The organism is Ramlibacter tataouinensis (assembly GCF_001580455.1).
GTDB lineage: Bacteria > Pseudomonadota > Gammaproteobacteria > Burkholderiales > Burkholderiaceae_C > Ramlibacter > Ramlibacter tataouinensis_B.
The window spans coordinates 2,991,089-3,007,784 of sequence record NZ_CP010951.1; the positions used below are offsets into that span (position 1 = coordinate 2,991,089).

17 protein-coding genes and 1 tRNA gene are annotated in these 16,696 nt (G+C 67.4%); 15 read left to right on the forward strand and 3 right to left on the reverse strand.

The window, feature by feature from the left end:
* The first annotated feature begins 2 nt into the window (after positions 1-2).
* From UC35_RS14170 to UC35_RS14220, 11 genes are all read left to right on the forward strand, one after another.
* Positions 3-1,448: a cytochrome b gene (locus UC35_RS14170; RefSeq protein ID WP_061500773.1), complete on the forward strand. Its 1,446-nt coding sequence runs from the start codon at positions 3-5 to the stop codon at positions 1,446-1,448.
* 13 nt (positions 1,449-1,461) lie between these two features.
* Positions 1,462-2,217: a cytochrome c1 gene (locus UC35_RS14175; protein ID WP_061500775.1), complete on the forward strand. Its 756-nt coding sequence runs from the start codon at positions 1,462-1,464 to the stop codon at positions 2,215-2,217.
* Between the two features lie 100 nt (positions 2,218-2,317).
* On the forward strand, positions 2,318-2,929 hold the full coding sequence (locus UC35_RS14180) for a glutathione S-transferase N-terminal domain-containing protein (RefSeq protein WP_061500777.1): 612 nt from the start codon (positions 2,318-2,320) through the stop codon (positions 2,927-2,929).
* A gap of 22 nt (positions 2,930-2,951) precedes the next feature.
* Entirely contained in the window at positions 2,952-3,461 is a 510-nt protein-coding gene (locus tag UC35_RS14185) for a ClpXP protease specificity-enhancing factor (RefSeq protein ID WP_061500779.1), read from the forward strand.
* A gap of 115 nt (positions 3,462-3,576) precedes the next feature.
* A complete protein-coding gene (locus tag UC35_RS23965) occupies positions 3,577-4,269 on the forward strand; it encodes a hypothetical protein (RefSeq protein WP_061500781.1) in 693 nt (230 codons plus the stop codon).
* A 799-nt stretch (positions 4,270-5,068) separates the two neighbouring features.
* Positions 5,069-5,143 (forward strand) — tRNA-Thr (locus UC35_RS14195).
* A gap of 357 nt (positions 5,144-5,500) precedes the next feature.
* Positions 5,501-5,809 (forward strand): hypothetical protein, encoded by a 309-nt coding sequence (locus UC35_RS14200; RefSeq protein ID WP_061500783.1) that lies wholly within the window; start codon positions 5,501-5,503, stop codon positions 5,807-5,809.
* A complete protein-coding gene (locus UC35_RS14205) occupies positions 5,806-6,567 on the forward strand; it encodes a trypsin-like peptidase domain-containing protein (protein WP_061500785.1) in 762 nt (253 codons plus the stop codon). The genes UC35_RS14200 and UC35_RS14205 overlap by 4 nt, the downstream gene beginning before the upstream one ends.
* Before the next feature lie 247 nt (positions 6,568-6,814).
* Complete coding sequence (locus UC35_RS14210; protein WP_061500786.1) at positions 6,815-7,033, forward strand: cold-shock protein; 219 nt, start codon at positions 6,815-6,817, stop codon at positions 7,031-7,033.
* Between the two features lie 507 nt (positions 7,034-7,540).
* Positions 7,541-7,807 carry a translation initiation factor IF-1 gene (gene infA, locus UC35_RS14215; RefSeq protein ID WP_061503838.1) on the forward strand — a complete coding sequence of 89 codons (267 nt, stop codon included), beginning with the start codon at positions 7,541-7,543 and terminating at the stop codon, positions 7,805-7,807.
* A gap of 123 nt (positions 7,808-7,930) precedes the next feature.
* Positions 7,931-8,266 carry a hypothetical protein gene (locus UC35_RS14220; protein ID WP_145979462.1) on the forward strand — a complete coding sequence of 112 codons (336 nt, stop codon included), beginning with the start codon at positions 7,931-7,933 and terminating at the stop codon, positions 8,264-8,266.
* 38 nt (positions 8,267-8,304) lie between these two features.
* Here the strand turns inward: UC35_RS14220 and UC35_RS14225 are convergent, their stop codons facing one another.
* Positions 8,305-8,628, reverse strand: a complete 324-nt coding sequence (locus tag UC35_RS14225) for a hypothetical protein (protein WP_061503839.1) — start codon at positions 8,626-8,628, stop codon at positions 8,305-8,307.
* Positions 8,629-8,640: 12 nt separating this feature from the next.
* On the opposite strand from UC35_RS14225, the gene UC35_RS14230 reads away from it, so the two are divergent.
* The 4 genes from UC35_RS14230 to UC35_RS14245 all read left to right on the forward strand — a co-directional run bounded on the left by UC35_RS14230 (position 8,641) and on the right by UC35_RS14245 (position 14,339).
* The gene (locus tag UC35_RS14230; protein ID WP_227820332.1) at positions 8,641-9,606 is read left to right on the forward strand and encodes a M23 family metallopeptidase; all 966 of its coding nucleotides are present in this window, start codon (positions 8,641-8,643) and stop codon (positions 9,604-9,606) included.
* 128 nt (positions 9,607-9,734) lie between these two features.
* Positions 9,735-12,512: a preprotein translocase subunit SecA gene (secA, locus tag UC35_RS14235; RefSeq protein ID WP_061503841.1), complete on the forward strand. Its 2,778-nt coding sequence runs from the start codon at positions 9,735-9,737 to the stop codon at positions 12,510-12,512.
* A 104-nt stretch (positions 12,513-12,616) separates the two neighbouring features.
* Positions 12,617-13,537, forward strand: a complete 921-nt coding sequence (locus UC35_RS14240; RefSeq protein WP_061500790.1) for a hypothetical protein — start codon at positions 12,617-12,619, stop codon at positions 13,535-13,537.
* Between the two features lie 31 nt (positions 13,538-13,568).
* A complete protein-coding gene (locus UC35_RS14245) occupies positions 13,569-14,339 on the forward strand; it encodes a type III pantothenate kinase (RefSeq protein WP_061500792.1) in 771 nt (256 codons plus the stop codon).
* Between the two features lie 36 nt (positions 14,340-14,375).
* On the opposite strand, the gene UC35_RS14250 is transcribed toward UC35_RS14245, so the two are convergent.
* On the reverse strand, positions 14,376-15,473 hold the full coding sequence (locus UC35_RS14250) for a M14 family metallopeptidase (protein WP_061500794.1): 1,098 nt from the start codon (positions 15,471-15,473) through the stop codon (positions 14,376-14,378).
* Positions 15,473-16,666: a M20 aminoacylase family protein gene (locus UC35_RS14255; protein ID WP_061500796.1), complete on the reverse strand. Its 1,194-nt coding sequence runs from the start codon at positions 16,664-16,666 to the stop codon at positions 15,473-15,475. Before UC35_RS14255 ends, UC35_RS14250 begins: the two co-directional genes overlap by 1 nt.
* Between the last annotated feature and the right edge of the window lie 30 nt (positions 16,667-16,696).

A 16,696-nucleotide genomic window follows, 5' to 3' on the forward strand; every position in this document is an offset into this window, starting at 1 on the left:
ACATGGCTGAATTCAAGGAAATCTCTCCCAACGCCAGCTACACCGAGCAGCTGACCAACTGGTTCGAGAACCGCTTCCCGACCGCGTTCTTCGAATACAAGAAGCACATGTCGGAGTACTACGCTCCGAAGAACTTCAACTTCTGGTATTTCTTCGGCTCGCTGGCGATGCTGGTGCTGGTGATCCAGATCGTCACCGGCATCTTCCTGGTGATGCACTACAAGCCCGACGCGGCCAAGGCGTTCGAGTCGGTCGAATACATCATGCGTGACGTCCCCTGGGGCTGGCTGGTGCGCTACATGCACTCCACCGGCGCCTCGGCGTTCTTCATCGTGGTGTACCTGCACATGTACCGCGGCCTGATCTACGGCAGCTTCCGCAAGCCGCGCGAACTGGTCTGGATCTTCGGCTGCGCGATCTTCCTGGTGCTAATGGCCGAGGCCTTCATGGGCTACCTGCTGCCTTGGGGCCAGATGTCCTACTGGGGCGCGCAGGTGATCATCAACCTGTTCTCCGCCATTCCCTTCATCGGTCCGGAACTCTCGACCTGGATCCGCGGCGACTTCGTGGTGGGTGACGCAACGCTGAACCGCTTCTTCAGCTTCCACGTGATCGCGGTGCCGCTGGTGCTGCTGGGCCTGGTGGTCGCCCACCTGCTGGCGCTGCACGACGTCGGTTCGAACAACCCCGACGGCGTCGAGATCAAGGGCCCCAAGGCGCCCAAGGATGCCGCCGGCCACCCGGTGGACGGCATTCCCTTCCACCCGTTCTACACGGTGCACGACATCTTCGGCGTGGCGGTGTTCCTGATGGTGTTCTCGGCCATCATCTTCTTCGCACCCGAACTGGGCGGCTACTTCCTGGAGTACAACAACTTCATCCCGGCCGACCCGCTGAAGACGCCTCCCCACATCGCCCCGGTCTGGTACTTCACGCCGTACTACTCGATGCTGCGCGCCATCACCACGCAGATGATGCAGGCGCTGTCGCTGATCCTGGTCGTCGCCGTCGGCTGGACCATCGTCAAGGTCCGCATGCCGAGCTTCATCAAGGGCGTGCTGGCGGCCATCGCCTTCGCCTTCCTGTGGATGTTCGGCGCCTTCGGCTTCACCGGCATCGAAGCGCTGCAGGGCATCGACGCCAAGTTCTGGGGCGTGTTGGTGATGGGCGGCGCCGTGATCATCCTTTTCTTCCTGCCCTGGCTGGACCACAGCCCGGTCAAGTCGATCCGCTACCGTCCGGACTGGCACAAGTGGGTATACGCAGTGTTCGTGGTGAACTTCATCGTGCTGGCCTACCTGGGCACGCAGCCGCCGTCACCCGTCGGCGAGCGCATCTCGCAGATCGGCACGCTGTTCTATTTCGGTTTCTTCCTGCTGATGCCCTGGTGGAGCCGGCTGGGCCAGTTCAAGCCCGAGCCCGATCGCATCACGTTCGCAGCGCATTGAGCCGGAGACACGAATGAAAAAAATCCTCCTCTCGCTGATCGCGGCCCTGGGCCTGGTCACCGGCGCCGTGGCCTCCGAGCAATCCATGGCCTGGGACAAGGCGCCCAGCGGCACGAATGACCTGACGTCCCTGCAGAACGGCGCCAAGTTGTTCGTCAATTACTGCCTGAACTGCCACTCGGCCGCGTTCATGCGCTACAACCGCATGAAGGAGATCGGCCTGTCAGAGCAGCAGATCAAGGACAACATGCTGTTCACCAGCGACAAGGTCGGCGACACCATGAAGGCCGCGATCGACCCGAAGCAGGCCAAGGAATGGTTCGGCGCCAACCCGCCCGATCTCACGCTGGTCGCCCGCTCGCGCTCCGGCCACGGCGGCACCGGCGCGGACTACCTGTACACCTACATGCGGACCTTCTACCGCGATCCCTCCCGTCCGACGGGATGGAACAACGTGCTGTTCCCCAACGTCGGCATGCCGCACGTGCTGTGGGAGTTGCAGGGCGATCGTGAACCGGTGTACGAGCCGCGCATGGAGCACGGCCATGAGGTCAAGGTGTTCAAGGGCTGGAAGCAACTGACTCCCGGCACCATGACCCCGCTGGAATACGACCAGGCCGTCGGCGACCTGGTGGCCTACCTGCAATGGATGGCCGAGCCGGCCCAGAATTCGCGCGTTCGCGTCGGCGTCTGGGTGCTGCTGTTCCTGGTGCTGTTCACCGTCTTCGCCTGGCGCCTGAACGCCGCCTACTGGAAGAACGTCAAGTAACCCGAAAGGCCGGGCGCGTGGCCACACGGCCGCGCCCGGCGTTCTGTTTTAGCGAGGGTGGACCCAGGTCCACCCTTTCCCCCTTTAAGGAGAGTCCGCCATGATGGTCCTCTATTCCGGCACCACCTGCCCGTTTTCCCACCGCTGCCGCTTCGTGTTGTTCGAAAAGGGCATGGATTTCGAGATCCGCGACGTCGATCTGTACAACAAGCCCGAGGACATCAACGTGATGAACCCGTACGGGCAGGTGCCGATCCTGGTCGAGCGTGACCTGATCCTGTACGAATCCAACATCATCAACGAGTACATCGACGAGCGCTTCCCGCATCCGCAGCTGATGCCGGGCGACCCGGTCGACCGCGCACGCGTGCGCCTGTTCCTGCTCAATTTCGAGAAGGAACTGTTCGTGCACGTCAGCACGCTCGAATCGCGCGCCGCCAAGAGCAACGAGAAGGCGCTGGAGAAGGCGCGGTCGCATATTCGCGACAGATTGACCCAGCTTGCGCCCGTGTTCCTCAAGAACAAGTACATGCTCGGCGAGAATTTCTCCATGCTGGACGTGGCGATCGCTCCGCTGCTGTGGCGCCTGGACTACTATGGCATCGAACTGTCCAAGAACGCTGCACCGCTCCTGAAGTACGCCGAGCGCATCTTTTCGCGGCCCGCCTACATCGAGGCGCTGACGCCGTCCGAAAAGGTGATGCGCAAGTAGGCTGCCACCGCGCTGCGCGACGATGAACGCTTTGGAATCCACGTCGACCCGTCCCTACCTGATCCGCGCGCTGTACGACTGGTGCACGGACAACGGCCTCACGCCTTACGTGGCAGTGCTCGTCGACGAGACGGTGCAGGTGCCGCGTGAATACGTGAAGAACGGCGAGATCGTCCTGAACATCAGCTTCGACGCGACCAGTTCTCTCAAGCTCGGCAACGAGTTCATCGAGTTCAAGGCCCGCTTCGCCGGCAGCGCGCGCGAGATCATGGTGCCGGTCAACCGCGTCATCGCGATCTACGCGCGCGAGAACGGCCAGGGCATGGCCTTTCCGGTGCCCGTGGCGAGCGAGGCGGGGCCGGAACTGACCAAGCCCTCGCCGCTGTCCAGCGTGCCGGCCGCCGGCGGGCAGGACGAGACCAAGGTGGTCCAGTTCGTCGGTCCCGAGACCGTCGAAGGCGGCACCCCCGAAGGCGAGCCGCCCAGGCCGCCCAGCGGCGGTCCGCGCCCGGCGCTCAAGCGCGTCAAGTAAACCGGCGCTGGATCCAGCGCCCCATCTCCCAGTTCGGCAAAGCGACGCCATTCATGGCGTTGCTCAGCACGCCTGCGCGCCATTCAACGCTTGCTCACTGAGCTTCCGATTCACGGTGACGGTGGCGGAGGGGCGGGCGCAGGTGCAGGAGCCGGGGCGGGTGCAGGAGCCGGGGCGGGTGCAGGAGCCGGGGCGGGCGCGGGAGCCGGGGCGGGCGCGGGAGCCGGCGCGGGTGCGGGAGCCGGCGCGGGTGCAGGAGCCGGAGCGGGCGCGGGAGCAGGCGCGGGTGCCGGCGCGGGTGCGGGAGCCGGAGCGGGTGCAGGAGCAGGGGCCGGCGCGGGTGCAGGTGCCGGCGCGGGTGCGGGAGCCGGAGCGGGTGCAGGAGCAGGAGCCGGCGCGGGCGCAGGTGCCGGAGCGGGCGCAGGGGCCGGTGCGGGAGCAGGGGCCGGAGCAGGTGCAGGAGCCGGGGCGGGTGCAGGAGCCGGTGCGGGCGCAGGAGCAGGCGCGGGCGCAGGAGCCGGGGCGGGCGCAGGAGCAGGCGCGGGCGCAGGAGCAGGCGCGGGTGCAGGAGCCGGGGCGGGCGCAGGTGCCGGCGCGGGCGCAGGAGCAGGCGCGGGTGCAGGAGCCGGCGCGGGTGCAGGTGCCGGCGCGGGTGCAGGCGCCGGAGCGGGTGCGGGTGCGGGTGCGGGTGCGGGTGCCGGCAACTTTGCTGCCCGAGAAACGAATCCCACCCGGCGATCGTCCCGCAGCGCCAATGCCACCAGGCGCGCGGGATCGGAATCGACATCCAGGTAGGCCACGCCGGTGATGCGCGTGCCGTTGCCGTGGCTGCAGCCCGTCCCGACATAGGTCAGCGCCAGGTTGAAGACGTTCTTGCCGGATTCGCGCGGCGTCACCTGTCCGCTGAGGACACAGTTGGTCGAAGCCACCCAGTTGAACAGGCCAGCCCGATCGATCGACAGCACGGCTTCGCCACTCAGCTGGTAGCGCCCGGCCAGCGCGTCCGCGGAGGCGGCCCGCTCGTAGTTGATCCCATAGGACAGGATCAACCCACGCGCGCCGGCCGCCGCCTCGATGCGCGCACGCGGCGTCACGTTCCCGGAATAGCTGAGCTCAGGCGCCAGGTTATCCAGCAGCGAGTATTCGGTCAGCGTGGCGGTGAAGCGGCCCTGTTCGCCCCGGCTGGTGCCCTGCACGGCACCGCGCACTTCGACGGAGTCCGTGTAGATGCCCCAGGTGCTCCCGTTTTCCAGAATAAGGACGTCCGCGCGGTTCTCGCCCGAAGTCCGGCCGACCCAGTAGCCCTCGGCGCTGTTGGCTAGCACCGGCGCTTCGGTCGCGGGGAGGCTGTCTCCGCCGCCGCCTCCGCCGCAGCCCGCAAGCAAGAAGGTTGCAAGAACTGGCGTGAGCGTGCGCGGGTTCCGGTACTGCATGGGGCCTCCTGAGCGCGGACACAGCGTACTCAAGGCCGTGCCTGCAAAAGGCCCAGGCTTACAGCTCATTGCAAATCTCGCCGGGGCACGCGCGGGTGCGAAGTCAGCGCTCCGACTTCAGCCCAGCACGCCGGATGACGCGGCGCAGCCGGCGTCTAGAATCAAGGCCATCCCGCCGATTTAGCTCAGGGGTAGAGCAACCGCCTTGTAAGCGGTAGGTCGTCAGTTCGAATCCGACAATCGGCACCAGTCGCCCGCGCGGCGGCTTCCGGCGTCGCTACGCACCCGCACCCGAAGGTCTGTCGGTATCTCAACACCAGGGCCTGTTACACCGCTCGGCGGTGCCCCATCCAGCAAGGCTGCGCGGCAGCTCGGAGTGGCATTCCGTCCGCTCTGTCATCTCGGCTGAGGCAGTGACAACAGCAAGGGGCCTGGATGCGTTCGGCGCCAAGCGGAGCCATCGTTTCAGCGTCGAATAGTGCCAACTCGGTCCCGATTCACCATCACGTTCGCGTGGTAGATCGGTCGGTCTGCTTTGTCCGCACCCGGGCGCGGGGGAGCGGAGCATCATGGAGGCTTGGTCTCTCGAGCACAGATCGGAGCGATATGGACGAGAAGTCGAGCCAATCACAGTGGGAGTCGCACACGCGCGATGAGGCGTCTGCCCTCAAAAAGCAGCAGAGCGATGCCGGGCCGACGCACAAGCCCGTCGGCCAAAACGTCGGCGAGCGCTTGCAGGCAGGGGCCGAAACTGCCGCGGACGCCGAACGGCTTCGCTGCGCTCATATCGCGGCCCGCTGGTCCGACCCACCGACGTTCCTGGGCGTGACAGGGCCGCTCGATGACGAGGCGGCGCGTGCCGTGCAGCGCGTCGTGCGCGCGATCGAGGCCGAGATTCGCGGGGAGACCCCATGAGCCTCGAGCGCGGCGCGGCGGCGCCCCAGGTCGAGCCGCTGTTGCTCACGACCGTGCAACTCTCGACCTACCTGGGCCCAGGCCTGCTCACCCGTGCGTCGGGATTCTTCTTCGAGCGGGGCGGGCAGCTGTTTCTGGTCACAAGCAGGCACGTGCTCTTCGACGAGCCGAGCGGGCACCTGCCCGATCAGGTCGAGATCGACGTGCATTCCGACGCAGACAACCTGACGCGTACGGCCCCGGTCAGGCTGGCCCTTTACCGCGACGGGCGCGCGGTGTGGCGCCAGGCGCGCGATGGCGGCGGTGACGTCGACGTGGCCGCGATCGAGCTCGAGCGGGCCGCGCTGCCGCCCCATGCCGTGATGTCGACATTCACGCCCGGGCACCTGCTGCAATCGCTGGACTTGGTCGAAGTGGGAACGTCTGTGCTGCTGCTCGGCTTTCCACTGGGCTTTCATGACATGCTGCACCGCCTCCCCGTGGCGCGCCACGCCATCATCGCCTCGTCGTTCGGGCTGCGTTTTCAGGGGCAGGGGTTCTTTCTCACCGATGTGCGGGCGCACCGCGGCTCAAGCGGCGGGCCCATCGTCATGCGCTCGTCCGCCGGCACTTCGCTGGACGCGTGGAAATTGCTTGGCGTCCATTCGTCGGGCTTCGACATGGGCGGCCGCGACCGGCTGCAAGATGACATGCTGGGACTCAACGGCGCTTGGTACGCCGACATCCTGATGACCCTGACGGAACCGATTTCCCCGTAGGGACGTGCGCTGTCGCTGGGCATCCAGCAGGTAGGCCGCAGTCAGGATGCTTGCCGGCCAGCACGGACGCGCGAATTAAGGTAGTATGGGCTTGCTGACGTTACACAAGAGTCTGCATCTCTAGGTCTCTCTTCCCCTGCTCCAGCCGCAACGGCGAGCCGTAGTCGACTCTCCCACCGATGATTTTCTTGGCGTTTGCACGGCGCGGCTCGACGCTGCCCGCAGCACAAATCATCGAAGGATCGATATGACGACAAACCAGACCGGAACCGTGAAGTGGTTCGACCAGGGCAAGGGCTACGGCTTCATCACGCCGGACGCCGGCGGGAAAGACCTGTTCGCGCATTTCCGCGAGATCCAGGGAGCCGATGGCTACAGGACGCTTGCCGACAATACGCGCGTGCAATTCGACATCACGCAGGGCGCCAAGGGGCCGCAGGCTTCCAACATCCGCACGATCACCTGAGATCGGCGGCACATCGACGAGGCCGCGCGGCCTTTGTCAGCGGTGCGAAACCGCGGTCCTGGACGAGAACTCGTCCGTTCCTGGCCCGGCGCCTCGGTGCGTGCGCGGGTGAGAAGCTGCAATTGCGCGGCTCCAACAGGTTCTTCCTCAACGCACCTTTGGAGTTCCCATTCAGATCCAATCTCTTGTGGGCCGCACGCACGCGGCCGCTTCTCCCCCGGCCCAGGATTCTCCCTGTCTCCGCAGCGAACGAACGCCCAAAGGCGCGCGACGGGTCGGCAAGTATCTCGTCTCGCCCCTGGTGACGGCACTCGAGAACGGCTGGTTCGCCAGTTCCGTCTCGATCCGATCCGGATCCGGGTCGGCCACGACGGATCGTGTGCTGCGCTTGACGCGCAGATTCCGTTGCGCAACCGAGGCTGCGGTTCACGCGCATGCCGAAGCATTGCGGTGGGTCGCTGAATCAGGTGCCCCGCGACCGACGACCCTGACCTCGAAGGAGTGCTGATGGCGAAAGAGGATCTCATCGAAATGCGCGGCCGGGTCACCGAGGTGTTGCCGGACTCGCGTTGCCGCGTGCTGCTCACGAACGGCCACGAACTCGTCGCCTACACCGGCGGCAAAATGAGGAAACACCGCATCCGGATCATTGCCGGCGACGACGTGACACTGGAGCTGTCACCTTACGACCTGAGCAAGGGCAGGATCATGTTCCGCCATCTGCCGGAGCGCCGGGTGGCTGCGCAGCCGCAACGTCGCCCGGTCAAGCGCTAGGAAGCCCACGGGCGCCCGGGGCGGCCGGCTATTCGAGCGCACCTGGCGCATGCCATGGAACTCTGCGCGCGCGACGGTATACTGAATTGCGCTGATCAGTAGCCAGGCGCTGAGCCCACTCGCATGAAATCACCCTTGCTGATGCTCTCCGTGTTGATGCTGGCCGGTTGCGCCGGGCTCGACGACCGTTCCCATGGCTCCTGGCTCGACAGCGTCGGCCGCCCGCCGGCCCGTGCCGACATCGGCGCCGACGCCGCCAAGGAACTCGGCGCTCAGATCCAGCAGCTGCGGGCGCAGGCCGAAGCGATCCGCATCAGCATGGCCCATGAGGGCGATCGCGTGCGCCGCGTCGATTACCTCAAGCAGCTGGAAGCGCTCGGCGACCAGTTGCGTCCGCTCGAGCAGGCCCTGCGCCAGAGCGGCATTTCCACGCCCGTCAAGTCGCCCGCGCAGGGCTAGCGTGCACCCGCAGGTGGCTGTGGCGCCACGCCAAACGGTTACTTTCCAGCTATTTGGACCTTCAGGCGAATTGAGTTAACCTGCCACCCCCGGCTGCACAGATGAGCCTTCAGAGCAGGCAAAACCTGCCGTAATTTGGCCGCCGCGGCGTTGCTGTTCACCAGCAGGCACCAATCGGTTCCGTCAATGGGACCGGCCTTGACGGCGGAGCGCAACGGGCTTGGGATCAGGGGTTCAATCGCTAGCAAGCGCTCGCTCGATTCACGTGCGAGCTGGGCGAGCTTCGCCAACGCCGGCGCGTCTTCGGCGGCTTGCAGGATCGGCACGGCATGGTGCCGGCGGTTGGACGGTGGGGTCGTCATGAGGGGATAACAGTGCATTTCATTATCACGGATGCCTCGCTGGCGAAGAGCCGCGCCGTGCACCTGAGCGGCGCCCGGCTGCTCGCCGCCATGGTGGCGTTGTCGCTGGTGCTGATGCTGTCGGCCGCCGGCCTCTACCACTGGGTGTTTCTCAAGGGCGCGCGCGAAGGCTGGCCGGTCATCGGCGCGCTGGTGCGCCTGGTCGTGAAGGACGAGTTCGAACAGCGCGACCGCTTCATGCGCGAGAACCTCGACGCCATGGCGCGCCGGCTCGGCGAAATGCAGGCCCGCCTGCTGCAACTCGACGCCTTGGGCGAGCGCGTGTCGGGCCTGGCCGGCGTCAATTTTGCCGAGTTCAAGAGCACGGCCGGGCAGGGCGGCGCACTGGTGTCGGGCCGCTCCCTGTCGATGGAGGAACTGCAGGCCACCCTGGCCGAACTGGAGCAGAACACCGGCCAGCACGTCGACATGATGACCGTGCTGGAGTCGCGCCTGATCGACCAGAAGGTCCGCAGCATGATGATCCCGACCCAGCAGCCGGTATCCGACGGCCATCTGGGCTCGCCCTTCGGCTGGCGCATCGATCCCTTTACCGGCCGCTCCGCCCTGCACACCGGGATGGATTTCCAGGCTGAGCCCGGCACCTCCATCCTCGCGGCGGCCGGCGGCGTCGTCGTGACGCAGGAATTGCATCCGGCCTACGGCAACATGGTCGAGGTGGACCACGGCAACAACCTGATCACCCGCTACGCGCACGCCTCGAAGGTGTTCGTCAAGCAGGGCGATCTGGTCAAGCGGGGGCAGAAGATCGCCGCCGTCGGCTCGACCGGGCGCTCCACCGGCCCGCACCTGCATTTCGAGGTGCTTGTGCAGGGCGTGCCGCAGGATCCGGGCAAGTTCCTCGCCGCCGGCCGCCACCTGCCGGTGGCCAAGGGGGCCGCCGCCCGGGCCAAGGCCGCGGAAGGCACCGACGGGTAAAATCCCCGGTTTCTCCGCTGGAGAGGCCGCTGCTTGCATTGGCCGACAGCGGCCCCACATCCTGCTGACGACAGAACAATCGCGTGGCGCCGCGCTCCGGCACGGCCGCCCGCCCTGAGCCCACGTTCATGGCCAAGAACTTCCTCACCCAAATTTTCGGTTCGCGCAACGACCGCCTGCTCAAGCAATACCGCAAAGGGGTCGAGCGCATCAACGCCCTGGAGCCGGAGCTCGAAAAGCTCAGCGACGCCGAGCTGCGCGCCAAGACCGACGAGTTCAAGGCGCGCCTGGCCCAGGGCGAGTCGCTGGACGACCTGCTGGCGGAAGCCTTCGCGGTGGTGCGGGAGGGCTCCAAGCGCGTGATGAAGATGCGCCACTTCGACGTGCAGCTGCAAGGCGGCATGGCGCTGCACTACGGCAAGATCGCCGAGATGCGCACCGGCGAAGGCAAGACGCTGACCGCCACCTTGCCGGTGTACCTGAACGCGCTGACCGGCAAGGGCGTGCACGTGGTGACGGTGAACGACTACCTGGCCAACCGCGACGCCCAGTGGATGGGCAAGCTGTACAACTTCCTCGGGTTGGGCGTGGGCGTGAACCTGCCCAACATGCCGCGCGAGGAGAAGCAGGCCGCCTACCGGTCCGACATCACTTACGGCACCAACAACGAGTTCGGCTTCGACTACCTGCGCGACAACATGGTGTACGAGGCAGCCGACCGCGTGGCGCGGGGCCTGAACTACGCCATCGTCGACGAAGTGGACTCGATCCTGATCGACGAGGCGCGCACGCCGCTGATCATCAGCGGCCAGGCCGAAGACCACACCGACCTGTACATCGCGATCAACCGCATCGTGCCGCTGCTGTCCAAGCAGGAGGGCGAAGCCGACCCGCGCACCGGCGAGGGCGTCACCAAGCCCGGCGACTTCACCCTGGACGAGAAGAGCCGCCAGGTGTTCCTCACCGAGCAGGGCCACGAGAATGCCGAGCGCATCCTGTTCAACCTGGGGCTGATTCCGGAAGGGGCGACGCTGTACGACCCGGCCAACATCACGCTGATGCACCACCTGAACGCGGCGCTGCGGGCCAACCACCTGTACCTGCGCGACCAGCACTACGTGGTGCAGGAGGGCGAGGTCATCATCGTCGACGAGTTCACCGGCCGCCTGATGCAGGGCCGCCGCTGGAGCGACGGCCTGCACCAGGCCGTGGAAGCCAAGGAAGGCGTGCAGATCCAGGCCGAGAACCAGACGCTGGCCTCGATCACCTTCCAGAACTACTTCCGCCTGTACGGCAAGCTGGCCGGAATGACCGGCACGGCCGATACCGAAGCCTACGAATTCCAGGAGATCTACGGCCTGGAAACCGTGGTGATCCCGCCGAACAGGCCGAGCCGGCGCGGGGACGCGCTCGATCGCGTCTACAAGACCACCCGCGAGAAGTACGAAGCGGCGATCCAGGACATCCGCGAGTGCCACGAGCGCGGCCAGCCGGTGCTGGTGGGCACCACCTCGATCGAGAATTCCGAGCTGATTTCCGAGCTGCTGGGCAAGGCCAAGCTGTCGCACCAGGTACTCAATGCCAAGCAGCACGCGCGCGAAGCGGACATCGTGGCCCAGGCCGGCCGTCCCAAGATGATCACCATCGCCACCAACATGGCCGGCCGCGGCACCGACATCGTGCTCGGCGGCAACGTGGAGAAGGCGGTCGAGGCGATCGAGGCCGACGAATTGCTGGACGACGCCGTCCGGCAGCAGCGCGCCGCCGAGCTGCGGGCGCAGTGGCAGAAGGACCACGAGTTCGTGGTGCAGCAGGGGGGCCTGCGCATCATCGCGACCGAGCGCCACGAGTCGCGCCGCATCGACAACCAGTTGCGCGGCCGCTCGGGCCGCCAGGGCGATCCCGGCTCCTCGCGCTTCTACCTGGGCCTGGACGACCCGCTGATGCGCATCTTCGCCGGCGAACGCGTCAAGGCCATCATGGACCGGCTGAAGATGCCCGACGGCGAAGCCATCGAGGCGGGCATCGTCTCGCGCAGCATCGAGAGCGCGCAGCGCAAGGTCGAGGCTCGCAACTTCGACATCCGCAAGCAGCTGCTGGAGTACGACGACGTCTCCAACGACCAGCGCAAGGTGATCTACCAGCAGCGCAACGACATCATCGACGCGGCCGACCTGTCGGCCCAGATCGCCTCGTTGCGCGAGGGCTGCATCACCGACGTCGTCCACCAGTACGTGCCGCCCGAATCGGTGGAGGAGCAGTGGGACGTGCCGGCGCTCGAGAAGGCGCTGGCCGACGAGTGGGGCATCCGCGTCGACCTGCAGGGCGCGGTGCAGTCCGCCAGCAGCATCACCGACGAGGACATCCTCGAGCGCGTGCTCAAGGCCGCCAACGAGGCCTTCGAAGCCAAGGTCCAGCAGGTGGGCGCCGCGAACTTCACGCAGTTCGAGCGCATCGTGCTGCTGCAGAGCATCGACACGCACTGGCGCGAGCACCTGTCGGCGCTCGACTACCTGCGCCAGGGTATCCACCTGCGCGGCTACGCCCAGAAGCAGCCCAAGCAGGAGTACAAGCGCGAAGCCTTCGAACTGTTCGGCCAACTGCTGGATTCGGTCAAGAACGAAGTCACTAAGGTGCTGATGACGGTGCAGGTGCAGTCGGGCGAGCAGCTCGAGCAGGCGGCCGACGAGATGGAGGACCGCGCCGAGCGGATCGCCAACGTCACCTACACCGCGCCGACCGAAACCGGCGAAGTCGAAAGCAAGCTCGACGAGAGCACCGCTCGCCATGCGCCGGTGGCCTTGGCCGCCGCGGCGGCGGCCGGCGGCGCCCGGGTCGGCCGCAACGACCCCTGCCCCTGCGGCAGCGGCAAGAAGTTCAAGCACTGCCACGGCAAGCTCGCCTGAAGGCAGCATCGCCGGCCCCAGCGGCCGGCCCGCCTGGGGCACCTTCTTTGGTGCCCCAGCGCGAAAGGTTTATATTGCGGCTCACCTCGTCACCCCAGCCGCCAATGGATCCCGACCGCACCGCCTCGCTGATGACCCCCGCCAAGCTGGCCCAGGTCAAACCGCGCGCGCCGGTCTCGCCTTCGGCCTGGCTGGACAAGATGGCCATGGATGCCGGCCACCAGCACGTGGCGCGGCTCGGTGAGCTGGCCGAGGACCTGCGCACCCAGTCCGGTCGCCGCGACTACCGGCCCCTGGCCGCCGAGCTCGCCCAGCTGGCGGAAGCCTTGCCCAGGCTCGACTTCGGGCTGCTGCAGGCGCGCGGCTTCATGGCGCGCCTGTCCGGCAAGAGCCGGACCGCCGGGGCCGAGTTCGCGGCGCAGTACGACCAGATCGATACCGCGGCCCAGGCCCTCGCGGCCCAAGTGAAGTCGCTGCAGGCCCGCCACGGCGAGCAGGCCGGCCTGACCGACCGGTCCCTGCTCGAGTTCGAGGTCGAGTTTCGCGCCATCGAGAAGATCATCGACCAGGGTTCGCGCTGGCTGCAGGACATGCGTAACCAGCTCAAGGCGCGCGAAAGCGCCAGCGGCGACGCGGCGGCCCGGCGCCTGATCGAGGAGGACACGGCGCGCTGCGAGCTGCTGGTGGCCCGGCTCAAATCCCTGCGGGCGCTGGGCACGGCCGCCCAACATGCCCAGCAACAGGCCCAATCGGCGGCCGCGCGGCGTTCCAGCCTCGCGCAGATGCTGCAGCGGGCCCTGTCCGGCGAACTCAAGGAATGGCGCAAGCGGCTGGCGCCACTGGCCGATGCGGCGCGCACTGGCAGTGCGCCCGCGCTGAGCCTGGAAGGCTCCATGGATTGCCACCGCGACCTGCAGTTGGGCGTCAAGCAGGCGATCGCCGATTGCGGCCAGGCGCAGGCGCAGGAGAAAGCGCTGGCCGAAGCCCTGGATTCGCTGGCCGCCCAGGTGAAACCGGCGGCCTGAGCCGCCCCTCCAACCCCTGCACGGCACCCCCATGGCTTTCCTGGCGATCGACGTGGGTAACACCCGGCTGAAGTGGGCGATGTACGCGCAGCCGCGCCCCGGCGCGGCGCTGCTGGCGCACGGCGCCGAATTCCTGGAAAACATCGACAAGCTGGCCGAAGGCCCCTGGGCCCGGCTGCCGCAGCCGCAGCGCATGCTGGGATGCGCCGTCGCCGCCGACGCGATCAAGCGCCGCGTCGAGGAGCAGATGGAGGAGATCTGGGATGTGCCCGCGCAATGGGTGGTGGCCAGCGCCGCCGAGGCGGGCCTGGCCAACCGCTATGACCATCCGACGCGGCTGGGTGCCGACCGCTGGGTTGCGATGATCGGCGCCTGGCACCGCATGCTCGCCAGCGGGCCGGCGCGTCCCATGGTCGTGGTCATGGTGGGCACGGCGGTCACGGTGGAAGCCGTCGACGCCACCGGCGCCTTCCTGGGCGGCTTCATCCTGCCGGGCCACGGCATCATGCTGCGCGCGCTGGAATCAGGCACCGCCGGCCTGCACGTGCCCACCGGCGATGTGCGCGAATTCCCCACCAACACCTCGGACGCGCTCACCAGCGGCGGAACCTTCGCGATCGCGGGGGCCATCGAGCGCATGGTCAAGCACGTGCGCGAGCACTGCGGCGAGGAGCCGCTTCGCTACATGACCGGCGGCGCGGGCTGGAAGATGTCGCCGCACATGTCGATGCCGTTCGAGCTGGTGGAAAGCCTGATCTTCGACGGCCTGCTCGAAATCGCCCGTCACCGCTTCACCGGCTGACCGGGCGTCCCGCGCTCGCGCAGCGACGCCCTGGCGTCAAACGGCCAGACCATCGACCGCCTGGTACAGCGCCTGCCGCGCCTGCTCCAGCACCTGGCGCTTCCATTCGGGCGTGTCGGTGTAAAAAGCCTCGCGCATCCGCTGGCGGATGCCATCGGCCAGTTCGGACGGGGCCTGCGGGTGCGCATGCAGCCAATGGTCGCCCCGCAGGGCTTCCATCACTTGCATCACCGGCAGCGTGCCGTACTCCAGCGCGATGCTGGTGAACTCCGCCTGCGGGCACTCCTGGCGCGCCGCAATCCACATGAGGCCGGTGAGAAAGGCCGAGGTGGACGATCCGTCGTACATCGACGTGACCGGCGTGGCGCCGCCGGAGTCCCACCAGGCGCGGGCGCGCGCGATCGATGCGCCGTCGTCCGGGCCGGCGAAGATGCGCTCGCCGACGCCGTTGGGCCCGAGGCCGGTATGGAAATCGATCCAGCCCAGGCGCGCGGCCCGGCGCGCGTGCGCGCGCAGCACCTCGCGGACGGCCAGGTTGCTCCAGGTCGGCGCGGTGCCGCCGAAGAACAGGCCATCCGGAAACTCGTGCTGGCCGCGGCTGACGGCGGCCTGCAGCGCCGGCTCGCCGCGCTCGGCGACGTAGCGCAGGACCGCCTGCTGGACCTCGGGCGTGGGAGGCCACGTGGCCGGCAGCAGCAGGGGATGCAACTCGCCATACGCCGGGTTGGCGGGCAGCGCGGCGCCGAAGTCGTGGAAGTTGCGGTTCAGGTCCACGTTCTCCTGCGTCACGCGACGCCCATGCGAGAAACCGTGGGGGTTGAGCGCATGGACATAGAGCACCGCGACCCCGCGCTCGCGCGCGTACTGCCGCCAGGCGCCATCGCCCAGGGCGGCGACCTGCACGCCGCTGCCGCAGTAGCCTTCAATGCCGTGGCAGGCACTGGTGAGCACCAGCAGCCGGGATGCCTCGGGCGGACCCTCGCGCGCGATGTCCATCGCCAGTTCCTCGCCGTCGCGGCCCTGGCCCGGATGGATCCTGCTTTCGACCTGGAGGCCCGCGGCCCGGGCGGCCTCCAGGAACTTGCGCCGCGCCTGGCCGTAGCTCGCGGCGAACGCGTCCTCGGGCGCGTTCATCACTCGCGCCTTCCCAGCCAGGCTTCCGCCAGGCGGACCCAGTAGGTGGCGCCCAGCGGGATCAGCTCGTCGTTGAAGTCGTAGCTGGGGTTGTGCAGCATGCAGGGACCGGCGCCGTGGCCGATCTCGCGGTGGGCGCCGTCGCCGTTGGCGATGAAGCAGTAGGCGCCCGGCTTGACCTGCAGCATGTAGGCGAAGTCCTCGCCCCCCATGGTGGGCTCCTGCGACTGCACGTTGTCCTCGCCCACGATGGAGGCCATCACTTTGCGCGCGAACTCGGCCTCGGCCGGCCAGTTGATGGTGGGCGGGTAGTTGCGCTGGAACTCGAACTCGCACTGCGCGTCATGGGCCGCGCAGACGTGTTCGGCGACCTGCTTCATGCGCTTTTCGATCAGGTCCAGCACCTCGACCGTGAAGGTGCGCACCGTGCCCTGCAGCTCGCAGCTGTCCGGGACGACGTTGGTCGCCTCGCCGGCGTGGATCATGGTCACCGAGATCACGCCTGCGTCGATGGGCTTCTTGTTGCGGCTGATGATGGTCTGGAAGGCCTGCACCATCTGGCAGGCGACGGGCACCGGGTCGACGCCGTTGTGCGGCAGCGCTGCGTGGCTGCCGCGTCCCCGGATGGTGATCCTGAATTCGCTGGTGGAGGCCATCACGGGCCCCGGGCTGATGGCGAACTTGCCCACGTCGCTGCCCGGCCAGTTGTGCATGCCGAACACGGCCTCCATCGGGAACTTTTCGAACAGGCCCTCCTTGATCATCTCGCGGGCGCCGCCGCCGCCTTCCTCGGCCGGCTGGAAGATCAGGTACACCGTGCCGTCGAAGTTGCGATTGGCCGCCAGGTGCTGGGCCGCGGCCAGCAGCATCGCCACATGGCCGTCGTGGCCGCAGGCGTGCATCTTGCCGGCGTGCTGGCTGGCGTGCGCGAAGGTGTTGAACTCCTGCATCGGCAGCGCATCCATGTCGGCGCGCAGGCCGACGGCGCGCGCGCTGGTGCCGTTCTTCACGATGCCGACGACGCCGGTCTTGCCCAGGCCGCGGTGCACCGGGATGCCCCATTCGGTGAGCTTGGCGGCCACCAGATCGGCGGTGCGCACTTCTTCGAAGCACAGTTCAGGGTGGGCGTGCAGGTCGCGGCGGATGGCCGTGATGGCGGCCGCCTGGGTGACGACCGAGTCCAGGATGTTCATGATCAGCTTGTGGCAGATGAAACTCCCAGT